We start from the raw sequence: 16,854 nt of genomic DNA, 5'->3' as shown, positions 1-16,854 counted from the left end.
ACCGATAAATATGTCACAAATAAACGAAAGCACAATTAAAACTCCAGGGGTTTATGTGAATGAAATTCCATCCTTTCCGCCATCTATCGCTCAGGTGGCCACTGCGGTTCCGATATTTATCGGATACTCGCAAGTTGCAACAAGAAATGGAAAGAGTGTGGTTAATCAGGCCATACGTATCTCTTCGCTTGTTCAATACGTACAGTATTTTGGGGCCGACTTTCCTAATCTCACCGCTAATGTTGCGCTTAATGCAGACAATAGCGTTGATACGGTAAGCATATCGCCAAGGTACCAGTTGTATAACGCGGTACGAATGTTTTATAGTAATGGCGGTGTTAACTGCTATATTCTTTCTGTAGGTACCTACAAAAATGATGGATCAGTTCTGATTACCGATTTTATTGACGCCGGCAAGATCAGAGCTTTTGAAGTTTTACGTAAAGAGGATGAGCCTACGCTGATAGTTATTCCTGATGCTATTTTATTTGGTGCCAATGATTTTAATAATCTGGCTACAACATCGTTAAAAGCTTGCGCTGATCTGCAAGACAGGTTTACGATACTGGATATACTTAATGGCGATCAGGAAAGATCTTATGACAATGCAGATGTTGTCACCGTTTTCAGAAATGGCATTGGTTCGGCCAACCTGAATTATGGCGCCGCTTACTATCCGTGGTTGCGTTCAAGTTTGTCATACTCTTTTTCTTATAGAAATATCCAGATACAAAAGCCTGCCGGTACCAATGTGCCTACAAAAGATATTATAACTAATAATGTTTTTGTAACACAAATTGACAGAGCAGTAACTGACCTGAATACGCATATCAACACTTTTGTTAATACTCCAGGTTTTGGTGCCCCGTTCAATGTGGCGCCATATTTAGGGGCAATAACCGATGCCTATGGCCTGATACCTTCCACCAGTGATAAGCCTGAAATGACCCTGCGGTTATCATATATTAAAGATATGATATTGGGGTTTGTGGCATTAAACAGTACACTAACCGATTCTGATCCGAGCCACATCTACGGCGGACGCACAACCAAGGATATTCATTCCAGTTATATCCGTGCTGGGGCTGACGCAACTGATATTTCACCAATGGATCAACTGATCCGCGAACTTCTTCTTTTGGATGAAAGTTTCCCCGGCGGAGCTGTTGGCGCAGCAATTGCAGCTAATTTTACCCCGGCATTTCCAAATGCTACAGGTGTAGTGGCAGATCCTACCATATATGGCACACCAGCACCCGCCGACGCTGCCGCTGCGGTAAAATACATCAGGACAAGAGTTAACAACCTGTATTCAAGTGTTGTGAATTCTGTGATGGCATTCATTAGTGAAGTAAACTTGCGTTTGCAAAATCTGGAACTTCAATTGAATGATTCAAGCTCCATTTACAGCAACATTACTGTAGCCATTGCAAATCAAGGCATTGTAGTACCTCCGAGCGGAGCCCTGGCCGGTATTTATGCATCGGTTGATGGCACCAGGGGCGTTTGGAAAGCTCCAGCCAATGTTAGTGTCAACACCATAGTTGAACCATTAGTAAATGTAGATGACAACACCCAGGAAGATCTGAATATTGATACAGACTCGGGCAAGTCAATTAACGCGGTACGCGCATTTACAGGTAAAGGTATCCTGGTTTGGGGAGCCCGTACACTGGATGGCAATAGTAATGATTTCAGATACATATCGGTACGCCGCTTTTATATCATGGTTGAGGAATCAGTTAAAAAAGCAGCCATGCAGTTTGTATTTGAACCTAATGACGGTAATACCTGGGTTCGCGTACGTGCCATGATCGAAAACTATCTTACTAATTTATGGCGTCAGGGTGCTTTAGCCGGGCCAAAACCCGAGCAAGCATTTTATGTAAAAGTAGGTCTGGGACAAACCATGACTTTTGATGACATCCTGAATGGAAAAATGATCATTGAAATTGGTATGGCTCCGGTACGCCCTGCTGAATTTATCATCCTACGTTTTTCTCAGATTCAGCAACAAGCTTAATAGTAGCATTTAAAAATTAATTATCAATCAATCTAAAACTTAAATATTATGGCTAATTACCCACTTCCGAAATTCCATTTTAGTGTTGACTGGGGCGGCACACGCATCGGCTTCACTGACGTAAGCGGACTAGATATAACAAACGATGTAATTGAATACCGCGACGGCGCAAGCCCGGAGTATCATAAAATAAAGATGCCCGGACAGCGCAAATTCAGCAACATAACGCTTAAACGTGGCGTGTTTAAATCAGACAATGAGTTTTATAACTGGCACAACTCTATCAACATGAATACGGTTGAGCGCCGCGACATTACCATCAGTCTGCTTGATGAAACATTAGCACCTGTAGTGGTATGGAAAGTTAAAAATGCTTGGCCAACCAAAGTTACATCCACCGACTTGAAAGCTGATGGTAACGAGGTTGCTATCGAAACACTTGAACTCGCACATGAAGGCTTAACCATGCAAAACGAATAGCCATGTTTGATTATCCTTTTACCGGCTTCCATTTCCTGGTAGTATTTGAAATATTTCCCCAGGTGCCTAATGATTTCCGTTTTCAGGAGGTAACCGGTTTAACTGTTGATGTGGGCCTGGATACTTATAAGGAGGGTGGCGAGAACCGTTTTGTACACCGGTTACCCGGACGTAACACGTATTCAGACCTGGTTTTAAAACGGGGAATGACACTGGTATCAGGTGTAACCGCATGGTGTCTTGATTCGATCGAGAATTTCAATTATCAGCCAACCAACATGTTGATATCGCTTTTAAACGAAGATCATTTACCGGTATCGTCATGGTACATTGCCAATGCCATACCAATCAAATACAGTCTTTCTTCATTTAATGCGGAAACAAACTCGATAGTGATTGAATCTATGACCCTTCGTTATGAATATTACAAGACACTCAACCTATCAGCAGCGGTTGGCGCTGCAGTAGGAGCCGTGGCCGATCTGTTTGGAGGGGCCAGTGCAAGTGCCAGTATTTCTGTAGGATAATCCATATGTTTTAACAAACAGTTTAATAGTAAACCAATGCCAGTAGAGATACGAGAATTGCAAATTGTCACAACCATCACCGAAGGTGGAAGTACGGGTGGTAACACACCGTCGCCTTCACCGAACGTTACTGGTAGTGAAGATATCATTGCCAAATGTGTTGAACAGGTACTGGAAATTTTAAAAGAAAAAACTGACAGATGAGCCTGGGTGAATTAAAAAAGATGAAGCTGGTTGCCTATACGGATATCAGTTTTAATACAAAAGCCGATGGATTGGATTACGACGTCTTAATCAATCCGGAATCGTATGCACTTACCTATGGAACCGAAGTAAATCAAAAAAGTGCCCAGGGCTCCAGCGAAAGTATTACTTCTTTTAGTAAAAGATCAGCTCAATCACTCACCTTTAAATTTCTGTTTGATGGTACGGGTGTGATAAAAAGGGGAGGTGGCGGATTGTTATCAGGCTTAGCTGTACCGGGATTGCCGGCAGATAAACCTGATGTGGTTCAGGACTTTGAAAAGTTTAAAAGCGTGGTTTATGACTACGATGGTACCACACATCAGCCACGTTATGTTCAGCTACAATGGGGCCCTTTGCTTTACAATTGCCAGATGACCCGCATGACGTTAACTTTTAAACTATTCAACCCAGATGGAACACCATTAAGAGCCGAAGCGGATTGTACTTTCCAGGGTGTAATTGACGAAACCAAACTGGCGGCTATCGAAAATCGACAGTCACCAGATCTTACACATATCCGAACAGTAATTAAAGGAGATACACTTCCTTTAATGTGCTATAAAGAGTATGGAGATAGTAAGTATTACTACCAGGTAGCTCAATACAATGGGTTAACCGATTTTAAAAAATTAACAGCTGGTACTAAGATCATTTTTCCACCAATTGCCAAATAAGCCATGTCACTAAGCCAAACATTACCAGGAACACAAAATACAGATCTGGTTACCTTCACTATCAAGGTAAACGGGACAGTATTAGGCGCGTCCTATCAGGTGGCTTCCATGAATTTCAGTAAAGAGATAAACCGCATCCCGGTAGCTAAATTGCTGATATATGATGGCAATGCATCGGTACAGGATTTTGCAATAAGTAATGAAGCAACCCTGGTTCCAGGTGCCGAAATTGAAATAGCCGTAGGTTATCATGCAGACGAAGCCACTCTTTTTAATGGCATTATTTTAAAACACAGCTTAAAAATAAGAGGCAATGGCTCACCCATGTTGATTCTGGACTGCCGTGACAAAGCCATTAAAATGACCGTAGCCCGCAAGAACAAATATTTTTATGATAGTAAAGACAGCGATGCTATAACACAGATCATAGGTAATTACGGATTAGATACCGACATAGAGGATACCAGCACAACACTAAAAGCTATTGTTCAATATGACAGTACCGACTGGGATTTTATGGTATCACGTATGGAGGCCAACGGAAAGCTTTGCATGGTTGATAACGGTAAAATAACCGCAAAAAAACCTGATTTCAGTTCAGCAACAGTACTTGATGCTTTATTTGGAGCCACCATCCTGGAGTTTGACGCCGATCTGGATGCCCGTAATCAATATCAAAGTCTTACCGCCAAAACATGGGATTATACTACCCAGGAAATAGCCACTGCAAGCGCTGCTGAACCTGGTTTTGAAGAGAATGGCAATATTTCAAGCAGCGATTTGGGGGCGGTACTAAGTGTATCAGAATATGACCTGTACTCGGGCGAAGACCTTACAAGTGATGAGTTACAAAGCCTGGCTGATGGACGTCTTCAAAAAGCACGCATGTCACGTTGTAGGGGACGGGTTCGTTTTCGTGGATATGGCGGGCAATTAAATCCAGGTGATCTGATCAATATAGGCGGGGTGGGTGACCGTTTTAACGGAAAAGTATTTGTATCTGGTGTGCGCCATGAAATAGTAAATGGAAGCTGGACGACTGATGTGCAATTTGGTTTGTCAAATGAACTATTTACCCGCCAACCAGATGTAAATTCTGCACCAGCTGTAGATATGCTACCGGCCATACAAGGTTTACAGATAGGGATAGTGACCGACCTGGAAAACGATCCGGATACGCAAGACCGGATACGGGTGAGGCTCCCCATCATTGATCCGGCCGAGGATGGTATCTGGACACGTGTAGCTTGTTTAGATGCTGGCAATAACCGGGGCACTTTTTTTCGTCCGGAAATAGGAGATGAGGTAGTTGTTGGTTTTTTAAATAATGACCCCAGGCACCCGGTAGTATTAGGCATGCTGAATAGTAGCAATAAACCGGCGCCACTGAAAGCCGCTAATAAGAACGATGAAAAGGGCTATACCTCCCGCAGCGGCATGAAAATGATTTTTAATGACGATGAAAAATCATTAAAAATCGAAACACCAGCAGGCAAAAAGGTAACCATCAGTGAGAAAGAAGGCTATATACAAATGGAGGACGAGAATAATAATAAGGTAACTATGGATTCATCAGCCATAAGCTTGCAAAGCGGGGCGGATATCAAGCTGAAAGCAACGGGCGACCTTACTATCGAAGCGGTGAATATTTCGCTTAGCCCGTCGTCAAGTTTTTCGGTAAGTGCCGGTGGTTCATCTATAAAAGCCGATAGCGGAAGCGCTGCCATATCGGCACCATCTGTAAAGGTGGAAGGTTCTGGAACGGCAACCATAAAAGGCGGCGTAGTAATGATTAATTAATTTTTAGTTGATTAGGTGAACGGTTGATTGAGTTAAGTGGTTTGATAGGTTGACGAATAATAACTTAATCAACCATTCACTTAATCTAACCTAATCCAACTCAATCAACCACTTAACCAATAAAAATATGCCACTCGCAGCAAGAATTTCAGATATGCACGTTTGCCCCATGTTTACAGGGCCGGTTCCGCATGTAGGTGGACCGATATTGCCACCAGGAAGCCCTACCGTATTAATAGGTGGATTACCCGCAGCCTGTGTAGGCGACATGTGTACCTGCGCAGGTCCGCCGGACGTAATAGCAAATGGCTCTGCTACAGTATTAATAGGAGGTAAACCAGCGGCGCGCATGGGTGACCCAACGGCGCATGGCGGTTCAATTATAATAGGATGTCCAACAGTAATCATAGGAGGTTAACATGGCTGATTCATTTTTAGGAACAGGGTGGAGTTTTCCGCCAACATTTGATACCACCGCAAACTCGGTGATCATGACCAGTGATGAGGCCGACATACAATTCAGTCTGCAAATATTACTGGCAACACGCAAGGGTGAACGCGTGATGGTGCCCGATTACGGATGTAATTTAGATGAGATGTTATTTGAGCCCATGACTACCACTTTTAAAACCTATGTCCGCGAGATGATCAAAACGGCTATACTTTATTATGAGCCGCGTATTGATCTGAGTTCGATACAGGTAGACGACAGTCGCGAAACAGAAGGGGTTATTCTAATCATCCTCAACTATACTGTTCGCACTACAAATTCAAGGTTCAATTTTGTATATCCTTTCTATAAAAACGAAGGAACAGAAATACACTGATGGCAAATAATTGTTTCGATACCAAACTCTTATCCTATAACGGCACCAGCCAGGCTCAGCGTGCGTTGGATGCCCTTTTGGCTAAATGTGCACTTGTAGATGAGCGTACTGATGCAGATTTGATCCTGCTCACAAAAAAGTATAGTGCCTGGTTAAATTATTATGATAATACCAATACCATCAACGGAGATTGGCAACAGCTCATGGGCAAAGATATTGCCGTAGTAATTGCAGCAATTGCCGAATGGAGAATAAATGATTATGCATCATTTATCAAATACCTAAATGACACCATAGTTAATGCCCCTAATGATACCGATGCCAAAAATAACTTTAAAATCCTTTTTGATTTTATTTTCTCCATTACCGGCGCGCTAGATGATGCTTATAAACATTTAGCTGATGATCTGAGTTACAAAACCTTTTTATCCGTTTCCATTGTTTCAAAAATAGCGGCGCCATTAAGCATTTTGTATCAATATTATGAGACGTTTGTGGCTGGCTCGCTTATTGATCCTGCTTCAACATACACAGATGCTTCAATCCCTCTCGATGATATTGTCTTCTCACAAAATTTCACTTTTGATCCGGTAGGGGGAATATTCGTCATTTCTTCCCAGAAACAGCTGGATAGTATTTTTACAGTTAATCCTCCTGTTACCGCCTTTCCGATCACACTAACAGGCACCCTACACAAAGATATCGACCATATCCTTACACATAATTTATTTACCGGTGCCTTACAATCATTTATTTCGGGCATCGTAAATATAGTAAGCCGAACTCCAACTTATCTATCCGAAGCATTGGATAATTATCCAACTCATGCACCTCATTATGCACTTTACCTGGTTTTCATAAAGTTATTTGGCTTTGCCCAGCAGCATCTGAATCAGTATACCAAAAAACACCTTGACTTTTACTATAAACAGGTTTTACAATTAAGTAATAATGTAGCCGAAGCTGATTTTGTGCATCTGGTTTTTGAGTTGCAAAAAAATATAGATCAGCACTTATTACCAAAAGGCACTTCATTTAAAGCCGGAAAGGATGCCAACAATAAAGACCTGTTTTATTCGCTCACAGATGATCTTGTGATTCAAACAGCCAGTATTCAGGAACTAAAATCTATTTATTTAAATAAAGACAATACACCCGTAGCCTTGTATTCTTCACCTATAGCCAATTCGGAAGACGGACAGGGCGGCAAATTACTAAGCGCAGATAACTCCTGGTTTCCTTTTGGCAACCCCAAGAACATTCAACAGGCATCTATAGGCTTTGCAATAGCATCAAACGTATTATATTTAAATGAAGGTAATCGAACTATAACGTTAACTTTTACCTGCGATAGTTTAGCCGGTATCACCTACACCGATCTTTCTGGGATATTCAGCATACAATTAACAGGAAAAAAGAGCTGGTATACTGCTTCTGCTTATACGGCTTCAGTTATTAATAATACAACATTCTCGTTAACCATAGTTTTGGAGGGCGATGCGCCTGCTATAGTTCCATATTCGTTAAAAATACATGGTGGAAATTTCGCTGTTACGCTTCCAATGGTGCAGGTATTGCTCAACAGCTATGCCTCTTATCAAAAAATAAAACTCCCCAGGATAAATGCGGTAACAGTATCAGTAACTGTTGATGCCATTAAGAATTTAATATTGCAAAACGATGATGGGAAAATAAACCCGGCAAAACCATTTAAGCCATTTGGTGATTTTCCTGAAAATGGTGCCTCATTTATCATTGGCAGTAAAGAAATCTTTCAAAAGCAACTGACTAAATTAACCGTCGATTTCGATTGGCAAGAGGCTCCATTATCAAAAACAACGGTAAATATATCGTCGCTAGCTAAAGGAGGTTGGACAGCCATTGCTAATGCAACAAGTTTATATGCATCGAGCATTGTTATAACAGACTTGCAACAAAGGGTACGTAACCCACAAATATTCAATGACCTCAACTTACGTAATACTTTAACCACTGATATCACTTCGATAGTAAATAAAGGTTTAGGATTTGAAGCTAATAATACTCAGTTCATGAATATAAGCGCTTTCGCGCAGAATGATCAGCCATTCAACGTTAAAAATATAATCAACAACGGTTTATCCTTTAATCCAAACAAGGTTATTAAAAACGAAATACCCAACATAATAATAGCCAATCCAACACACATTTACGTTGCAGCAGGGCCTAAAGAGGTTGATATTACCGGGTTAGAACGCGTAGTACAATCGCCTGAGGATTTTACACCAAACGAAGACTATAGTATAACCTCCATTGATGGTTATATAAAACTGGAAATGATTGGCAATGATTATAGCATGGCTACATTTCTAAGCAATATTCCCCAACCTTCGGTTAAGGTTGTTTATGATACTACAGACCCCAATAAAATTGTTGGTTATACCGTTGATACTGCCGCCGCGCCAGTACCAAACCATCCGGTTTTAAAATCAATAAACGTAAAATATACTGCTGAGGATAGTGTTGTTTTCAGTAATACAGACTTTACCGATCGTAGCAATTTCTTTTATCATCTGGAACCATTCGGTTATCGTGAAATGCACCCGACTATTACTACAGACGCGCTTACATTATTACCTGTTTTTAATGTAGAGGACGGAATACCTACAGATGACGGTGGCGAATTGTGGATTGGGCTTATCAATGCCAAAGCCGACGAAACATTCTCTATCCTGTTCCAGGTATCTGACGGAAGTGCCAATCCATTGAAAAACATGACACAGGTTGATTGGTATTATCTGAGCAATAACAACTGGCTGTCATTTAACAAACAATCGGTTACCGATCAAACCAATAATCTTACCAGTTCCGGCTTGGTGATATTTAATGTCCCCGCAGATGCCACACTTGTGAATAGCCGTGCAGACAGCGGGCTGATTTGGATAAAAGCAGTTGTACAACACGATACAGATGCTATTTGTAATTTAATTGCCGTTGATGTAAACGCTGCAAAGGCACAGTTTGTACAAGATATTGCAAATAACATCGTATTTACCCAAGTACTGCCGCCTAATATAATCAGTAAACCAGCCATTGCCGACGCTGCTTTAAAGAAAACACAACAACCATATACCTCGTTTGGCGGTCGTGTACAGGAAACTGATGATCAGTTTTATCAAAGGGTGAGTGAACGCCTGCGCCACAAAAACAGGACTATTACCACCTGGGATTATGAACGTTTAATCCTACAGTATTTTCCACAGGTTTTCAAAGTAAAATGTATTGATCATACCGGTTTCCTGCCAGATGAAAATACCAACCAGCAAAAATATAGCGAGATGCTGGCAGGACACGTAACGATAATAACGATCCCAGATCTTACGCACCTCAATAATGCCAATCCGCTCAGGCCATATACCAGTATAGGTTTGCTGACTGAAATAGAGAAATATATTGCAACGTTAACATCGCCATTTGTAAAACTACACCTCAGTAACCCGTTGTTTGAAGAAGTTCAGTTTCAGTTTAGTGTGACGTTCCGCGAAAATATCGACCCCGTTTATTTCTCTAATCAATTGAACGATGAAATTGAGCAATTTTTAACCCCCTGGGCTTTTGGCAATCCACAAGCAATTCAATTTGGTAACAGTATTGAAAAATCAGTGGTGCTCAATTTTATTGAGGAAAGGCCTTATGTAGACTTTGTTACCTGTTTTAAGATGAATCATATTATCCTTCGGCAGGGGCAGTTAATCTTACAGGCTGAATACGATATAGATGAGGCGATAGCCAGCACTGCCAGATCCATTTTGGTATCCTATTATAATGAAGAAACTAAAGTAAAACATTTGATTAATTCACCAGCTAACTGCGATTGTAATGGATAAGCAAAAAGTAATCAGCAAAGATCCGGGTTTAACCGACGATCAAAATTATGCTTTTCTCAGAGAGGCAGGTCTGAGTTATATTGAAAAGCTTAGTGGTAAAATCTGGACAGATTATAACGAGCACGATCCAGGCATTACTATCTTAGAAGCCCTCTGTTATGCTATAACCGAGTTGGGTTACAGAACTGGGATGCCAATGGAAGACCTGCTTACCGGGGCTGATGGTCAAATAGCATCTTCACAAACTCTGTATACCGCCAAAAATATACTTACACAATCGCCACTTACAGTAAATGATTATCGTAAATTATTGATAGATATAGTAGGGGTACATAACGCCTGGTTTTTGTACGATGACTTCTATATCAGTAATGATCGCAACGTTCCTGCCGGAGAAATAGCCCTTTATGCCGATTGTAAGAAGGATACATTATCATACGATCAAACACCACATCCGGTTTACTTGTCAGGTTTGTATAAAGTATTACTTGATCTGGATTCGGATCAGCAGTTTGGTGATATGAACAATGGCGAGTTACAGGTTTTAAATCCGGCCAGCGGCAAATTTAAAGGAGGCGATGTTAGTCTTACCCTCATCTTTCCAGTGTGGGACGATGCAGCCGTAGCCCCATTATTAACCATTGATCCCAAATCTGTTTCAGGAGCTACTGCCAGTTTTACAACCGGAAATAATATTACTATTCAAATTGATTTTAATTACACCTCTGGAGGGACAAACTCTTCTGCTGTAATAGCCGGCATAGTTGATGTTGATTTGCAACCATCAGGTCAGTTGGTACAATTGAGCGATATCCAGGCATTTTTTAGTTCCGATTTTACCGCTCAGGTACTTAACCTGTATCTGCTGAAAATTCAACAGGCAAAAAGGATTGTTCAATCGGCTGTCCGTACCTTGAATGAAAACAGAAATTTGTGTGAAGATTTTGTAAGCGTTACCACGATAAAAGATGAAGAAGTAGCCATTTGCTGCGATATAGAAGTTTCACCCTCCGCAGATATGGAACAGATACAGGCACAGGTATTTTACGTTATAGAGGAATACCTTAACCCATCGGTGAACTTTTACCTGTTAAGCGAATTACAGGATAAAGGCTATACAACAGATGCCATATTTGAAGGTCCTACATTGCAACATGGATTTATTGATACAGCAGAGCTGGAGCAAACACAGTTACGGCAGGAAATATACGCATCGGATATTATCAGTCTGATCATGGATATCGACGGTGTATTAGCTGCCCGAAATTTTATGATGACAAAATACGGAGCTGATGATATACCCGTCACCGGTTTAACCGGAAAAAACTGGTGTATGCCCATCACAACAGGCTGTAAACCTGTATTTTCTGAAACAAAATCAAAGCTTCTTTTCTATAAAAATCAATTTCCGTATTTGCCATCTCTAACCGAGGTACGCGATACCCTTAAATGGCTGCGTGCTGTAAAAGCTCGGAATAAACTTTCTGGTCATACTGATGACCTTGCTATTCCTTCTGGCAGCTATTACCCACTCGGCAATTACACATCCCTTGAATATCTTTTACCTCAGACCTATGGGGTTGGCTCGGCAGGACTCTCATCAAATGAAAGTGATCAAAGAAAAGGACAAGCCAAACAATTACAAGCTTACCTGTTATTATTTGACCAATTACTGGCTGATTTCTTTTCACAACTAAATGGCGCAAAAGAATTGTTTTCTACCGATAATATCGTGCAAACTTATTATGCACAGTTTTTGGGCGATATAAAGAATATTCAACCGGTATATAAACAAGATGGGGCAGCCCATACTATTGAACAACTGGTGATGCAAAACCAGGATTCAACCGTTGTGCCAGCAAACAACTGGCAGAACTTATATGAATCAAATGAAGTTTTCACAGATAGGCGCAGCCGTTTCCTCGATCACCTGATGAGCCGTTTCGGCGAATCATTTAATGAGTATGTTTTATTGAATTATTCGCTTGACTATGTAACTCAGCAGGAATCCAATTTAACACCTGCGGATATGATTGATAGCAAGATCTCTTTCTTGAAAGACTATCCTGTTATTAGTTACCAAAGAGGGAGGGCGTTCAATTATTTCCCACAAAACTACTTCCCGCCTCAGCCTGACTTTTCAATTGATAACAGCAAATTATGGGATACGGATAATGTGTCTGGTCTAGAAAAAAAACTATGTCACCTGGGAGGTATCAATAATTTTTATCGCCGGTTCTTGTATTGTATTGGCAACGTCACTATTGTGCCTACTGGTGATACGCCAGCTAAATACCAGTTTTCATTCAGCAATCAAAATGGTGGAACGTTAACATCAATAGCAGTTTACGATACAGAAGATAAGCTGAATAGTGCTTTACCTGCATTTATGGATCTTGTTTTAACTAACGATCATTATAATATTAAGCAAACCGGTAGCAGCTGGAATATTTACGTTGTTGATAATGAAAATAATAACCTTGCCACAAGCAATGATTTTACATCCCTTGCTGATGCAAATGCAGCACTGGCTCAATTTGTAACAGAATTTAATAAGGAATGTGATGCCGACGGGCTGCACTTGATTGAGCATTTACTTTTAAGACCCCGGAATAACCAATTCAAATTTGCACCGGTATGCCTTGATCAGAATTGTGATTTTTGCGGTGAGCAAGACCCTTACTCGTTCAAAATGTCTGTTGTGCTGCCCTATTGGCCAATGCACTTCCGCAATTTAGCCTTCCGAAACTATTTTGAAGATATTATCCGGCAGGAAACACCTGCACATACCATGGTAAAAATCTGCTGGATAAATGACCAGTCGATTTATGGTTTTGAAAATGCTTATAAGGCATGGATAACGGCTTTAGCTAATTATTCATCTGATAACACCAAAATAGATGATCTGCAGCAAGCTAATGATATTTTAATACAACTGCTGTTTAATTTACATAGTGAATACCCGGTAGCCACTTTGCACGATTGTGCCGAAAGCAAGGATACCAACCCGGTAATGCTGGGCAAAACCATTTTAGGATCTTTAAAAAATTGATATATGGCAAATCCAATAGAATACATCGTGTTTGAACCGGATCAGGTACTTACTAACGATCATCTCAATGAAACTTTTAACTACCTTGATCAGCAAAATCGCTGGACACGTAACAAACTGATAGGTATTGGTATTGTTTGCGGGCTGGATATAGTGCTTAATCCGGGGGTTATTCAAATTAACAAAGGCTGTGGAGTTACCTCGCAAGGGTATTTGATTACGCAGGATATCAATCAGTATACCTATTATATGCCGTATACGGCTGTTGATGTCCCCGTTGATCTGCCCTTTGTTTATAATAATGGCGATCTTCCATTTTACAAACCCTTTTGCACCAATAAAAATGTTTGGTTATTACTTACTGATGATCAGTTCAATGCCCTGGAAGCAGCACAAAAATTAAATGCGCAAACACTTTCATCTGCGGCAGCCAATTTTTTAAGCGACTATGTAGTTGCCTTGTTTTTGGAAATACGCGAAACCGATCTAAAGAATTGCGACACACAGGATTGTAATAACAAAGGTGAAAAAATGGTTTTACAAGTGAGGCCTCTGCTTGTTGCCAAAAATGACCTGTATAATAATAACGCTAATACAATAAGCGGCGTTGACAGGATACGTACCGTAACTAAAATACCTCCGTCATTAAATATTCCATTTAAACCTTTCCAGTTAAATTTAGGATCTCCAATACAGCTAAAAAGATTTAATGTACCATACACTGATCTGAAAACCGCTGATGATATATTGAACGCCTTTGTTAACTTGGTTGATGATGCTACATTAAGTCAGTTGACAGATGCTTATAATTCCTGCTATCAGCAATACGGGCGAATTTTAAACATCACATCAAACCCCTTTTCTGATATGCTGGCGGTGCTGAAAAATTACCTTGATTTGCTCTTAAAACAAAACCCATTATCGATTGAATATTTTTATGATTTTATCGATGACCTGATCAAAGCATATGATGAGTTTTCTGCTAAGGTATCTCATATCGTCACCACCGCGTGTCCGGATGAGAATCTATTTCCTTTGCATCTTGTTTTAGGTGATGCATCTTTGGCAACTAATGATTATGTAAAAGATAGCTATCGTAACTATTTTATTTATTCACCGCTATTTTCAAAAATGGGGGTAGAATCGGCCGAAGTGCTCCTGCTGTTTAGCCGAATGGTACTACTGATTAAGGATTTTACCATTCCTGATACAACCCAGTCAGACAAGTTTACAGTAAAGATCACCCCAAGCCAATACATGCATTTTCCGCTTTCAGAACGGGCTATTCCATACTATTACACGGTAAATGAAAGCGGTGCCGAATTATATAAATCATGGAACTATGCCAAAACAAACAACGGAAAAGCCACGCTAAACCTGGGTTACAATTCTGGTTTATATAACAATAGCACCGCAGTGACGCAACCGCTTTTGTATGATATTGAAAAATATAATTTTTTTAGAGTTGAAGGACATATAGGACAAAATTACCAGAATGTTTTATCCAATATCTTAATTCAGCGTTTAACCTATAATTTACCATTTGATGTAGTAGCTATTGCTGATGAGCAGTTTGATTTTTCAAATGTAACATTGCCCAATGCTGAAACTCAGGACTTAGAAATTGATTACAAGCTAATATTAGCCGAAGCACAAAATAAGATATTAGTCCCATTTGCTTTTGTTGCAGGCTTGCCCTATGTTCCTAAAATTGCCACAGGAACTAATATACCTGGAAGGTTTTCTGTAGAAACAGGTAACCCAATTAAAAGATTTTCGGAATTTAAAACGAGCACTATTCGTGGTACTGAACCGGTAAGCTCATCGACTATCCATTACAACAACTATAGTAAAGGTGATTTTATACGAATCTATTGTCCGCCACAGCCCAATACAATAGGTAGCGCTTACCTTAATGCGCTAAGCAGTACAAGGGTGTTCACTAATCCAATAACCAGTCATCAACAAGGTAGTGTAGATGAACTTTATTTCTACTTTTTTAATTTTATTGATGCTATTGAAGAGTTGATGATGTATTTACGCAATACCAACTCTATTCTTGACATCGACGTGAGGGCTCAGGATGTTATATTTAATAACTATTACGATTCTGTCAATAACGTTATCGCTACCTTAAAAGGTCCAGTGGCTAAAACACAAGTGCCCAGGGATGCCTCAATGATATCATTAATTGAGAATTATGAATTAGACGTCTTAATTGTAGCGTTTGAAACGCTGATTGACATTGATCTTGACGATCGGTTATGGGAATTAACCCATGAAGCCGACAACAGGTACTCCCGCTACGGCCATAACCATACATTTTCAAACTTCTATAAAAACAACCCCGGACTTGAACATAAAGCGGGTGTACCTAAAGGCGGTACATTAGTATTAGTTTATAAAAACTATATTCCCAATTTTAATGCTATTGGCTTAAAGAGCACGAATACTCCAGCCCTTAAAGCCGGTGATGCAGTATCTCCAGAGCTTGATGTAAATACCTTAAATATGGTCAAAAAAATGGTGGCCGACAGTAAAGTGGTATCTGATGCTGACAAAATGAGGCTGATAGATATTTTGGCAGGGAGAGATAATCCGGCACCCGAACCAAGCTATGACATCAACAATAAAATTATTATTGCTGATTTTTATGTTCCTTATATCGGTTCACCAATCGAGCGTAGTTCGGCCGAAATGACACCTCCGCCACCTCCCGCACCAGTTATTACTATGGGTAATACTTTCTGTGATAATGATACCAATCCTGAGCCAATTACAGTGTCCATACCCGGAGGGACTTTTAATACCGTGCCAGGTCTTGATCCCGTCAAACAAACCTTTATCCCGGCCCTAGCAAAAGCCGGAACATATAGAATAATTTATACCGTAAATAATGTAAGTTCTGATGCATTTGTGGTAACCGTGCTTCCCGTTCCTGATAGCAAGTTCACTTTTATCAATGATTGGTCTGGTAATACCGTTAAAGGCGCAGCAGTAGTTAGCAAAGCGCCCGTTAATAAAGGTATTGTAAGTGCAACATTTACTCCTAACGTCAGGGATAACAGATTTACCTATAGTTGGAAGGTTTCTGCAAATGCCATAAAAGGTACTGTGGCTACCGACGGAGTTGTTAGGATATCATACGATACCTCGGTAGTGAATGTGCGGGCTTCAACAGTTGAAGTTTCATTAACCATATCAAACGGAAATTGCAATTCATATACAAGCTCAATGGAACTAGATGTTAGCTCCATAGGCTTTAGCCCTGTGCCTTCAGACGGGCCACCGGCTTCGCTTAAAAAACCAGGGGCTATAGAGAAACTTTTTACCAGGAAAAAGAAAAATTAAACTAATCG

11 protein-coding genes are annotated in these 16,854 nt (G+C 40.4%); all 11 read left to right on the top strand.

The genetic code is table 11. From position 1 onward, the window contains the following. Positions 1-10: 10 nt before the first annotated feature. The 11 genes from G7092_RS30595 to G7092_RS04130 all read left to right on the top strand — a co-directional run bounded on the left by G7092_RS30595 (position 11) and on the right by G7092_RS04130 (position 16,846). Positions 11-2,023: a phage tail sheath C-terminal domain-containing protein gene (locus G7092_RS30595; protein ID WP_166086493.1), complete on the top strand. Its 2,013-nt coding sequence runs from the start codon at positions 11-13 to the stop codon at positions 2,021-2,023. 48 nt (positions 2,024-2,071) lie between these two features. Then, complete coding sequence (locus tag G7092_RS04175) at positions 2,072-2,503, top strand: phage tail protein (protein ID WP_090470886.1); 432 nt, start codon at positions 2,072-2,074, stop codon at positions 2,501-2,503. A 2-nt stretch (positions 2,504-2,505) separates the two neighbouring features. Continuing rightward, positions 2,506-3,030, top strand: coding sequence for a phage tail protein (locus tag G7092_RS04170; protein WP_166086490.1), 525 nt, complete (start codon positions 2,506-2,508; stop codon positions 3,028-3,030). Positions 3,031-3,066: 36 nt separating this feature from the next. Next, positions 3,067-3,234 (top strand): DUF5908 family protein, encoded by a 168-nt coding sequence (locus G7092_RS04165; protein WP_166086487.1) that lies wholly within the window; start codon positions 3,067-3,069, stop codon positions 3,232-3,234. Next, on the top strand, positions 3,231-3,950 hold the full coding sequence (locus tag G7092_RS04160; protein WP_166086485.1) for a CIS tube protein: 720 nt from the start codon (positions 3,231-3,233) through the stop codon (positions 3,948-3,950). Before G7092_RS04165 ends, G7092_RS04160 begins: the two co-directional genes overlap by 4 nt. A gap of 3 nt (positions 3,951-3,953) precedes the next feature. Next, entirely contained in the window at positions 3,954-5,750 is a 1,797-nt protein-coding gene (gene vgrG / locus G7092_RS04155; RefSeq protein WP_166086482.1) for a type VI secretion system tip protein VgrG, read from the top strand. A 127-nt stretch (positions 5,751-5,877) separates the two neighbouring features. Beyond that, the gene (locus G7092_RS04150) at positions 5,878-6,168 is read left to right on the top strand and encodes a PAAR domain-containing protein (RefSeq protein ID WP_076373021.1); all 291 of its coding nucleotides are present in this window, start codon (positions 5,878-5,880) and stop codon (positions 6,166-6,168) included. Between the two features lies 1 nt (position 6,169). Further along, positions 6,170-6,577 (top strand): GPW/gp25 family protein, encoded by a 408-nt coding sequence (locus G7092_RS04145; RefSeq protein WP_166086479.1) that lies wholly within the window; start codon positions 6,170-6,172, stop codon positions 6,575-6,577. Beyond that, on the top strand, positions 6,577-10,443 hold the full coding sequence (locus G7092_RS04140; protein ID WP_166086476.1) for a baseplate J/gp47 family protein: 3,867 nt from the start codon (positions 6,577-6,579) through the stop codon (positions 10,441-10,443). Before G7092_RS04145 ends, G7092_RS04140 begins: the two co-directional genes overlap by 1 nt. Beyond that, a complete protein-coding gene (locus G7092_RS04135; RefSeq protein WP_166086473.1) occupies positions 10,436-13,495 on the top strand; it encodes a baseplate wedge protein in 3,060 nt (1,019 codons plus the stop codon). Before G7092_RS04140 ends, G7092_RS04135 begins: the two co-directional genes overlap by 8 nt. Before the next feature lie 3 nt (positions 13,496-13,498). Then, positions 13,499-16,846, top strand: coding sequence for a hypothetical protein (locus tag G7092_RS04130; protein ID WP_166086471.1), 3,348 nt, complete (start codon positions 13,499-13,501; stop codon positions 16,844-16,846). Positions 16,847-16,854 lie beyond the last annotated feature (8 nt).

Source organism: Mucilaginibacter inviolabilis, assembly GCF_011089895.1.
Lineage (GTDB): Bacteria > Bacteroidota > Bacteroidia > Sphingobacteriales > Sphingobacteriaceae > Mucilaginibacter > Mucilaginibacter inviolabilis.
This window is presented reverse-complemented; position numbering and strand designations above follow the sequence as displayed.

What these genes read in the sequence shown, in the direction of transcription:
- G7092_RS04150 (WP_076373021.1), top strand. Translation starts at nt 5,878, where the DNA reads ATGCCACTCGCAGCAAGAATTTCAGATATGCACGTTTGCCCCATGTTT.
- G7092_RS04130 (WP_166086471.1), top strand. Translation starts at nt 13,499, where the DNA reads ATGGCAAATCCAATAGAATACATCGTGTTTGAACCGGATCAGGTACTT.
- G7092_RS04170 (WP_166086490.1), top strand. Translation starts at nt 2,506, where the DNA reads ATGTTTGATTATCCTTTTACCGGCTTCCATTTCCTGGTAGTATTTGAA.
- G7092_RS04160 (WP_166086485.1), top strand. Translation starts at nt 3,231, where the DNA reads ATGAGCCTGGGTGAATTAAAAAAGATGAAGCTGGTTGCCTATACGGAT.
- G7092_RS04135 (WP_166086473.1), top strand. Translation starts at nt 10,436, where the DNA reads ATGGATAAGCAAAAAGTAATCAGCAAAGATCCGGGTTTAACCGACGAT.
- G7092_RS30595 (WP_166086493.1), top strand. Translation starts at nt 11, where the DNA reads ATGTCACAAATAAACGAAAGCACAATTAAAACTCCAGGGGTTTATGTG.
- vgrG (WP_166086482.1), top strand. Translation starts at nt 3,954, where the DNA reads ATGTCACTAAGCCAAACATTACCAGGAACACAAAATACAGATCTGGTT.
- G7092_RS04165 (WP_166086487.1), top strand. Translation starts at nt 3,067, where the DNA reads ATGCCAGTAGAGATACGAGAATTGCAAATTGTCACAACCATCACCGAA.
- G7092_RS04175 (WP_090470886.1), top strand. Translation starts at nt 2,072, where the DNA reads ATGGCTAATTACCCACTTCCGAAATTCCATTTTAGTGTTGACTGGGGC.
- G7092_RS04140 (WP_166086476.1), top strand. Translation starts at nt 6,577, where the DNA reads ATGGCAAATAATTGTTTCGATACCAAACTCTTATCCTATAACGGCACC.
- G7092_RS04145 (WP_166086479.1), top strand. Translation starts at nt 6,170, where the DNA reads ATGGCTGATTCATTTTTAGGAACAGGGTGGAGTTTTCCGCCAACATTT.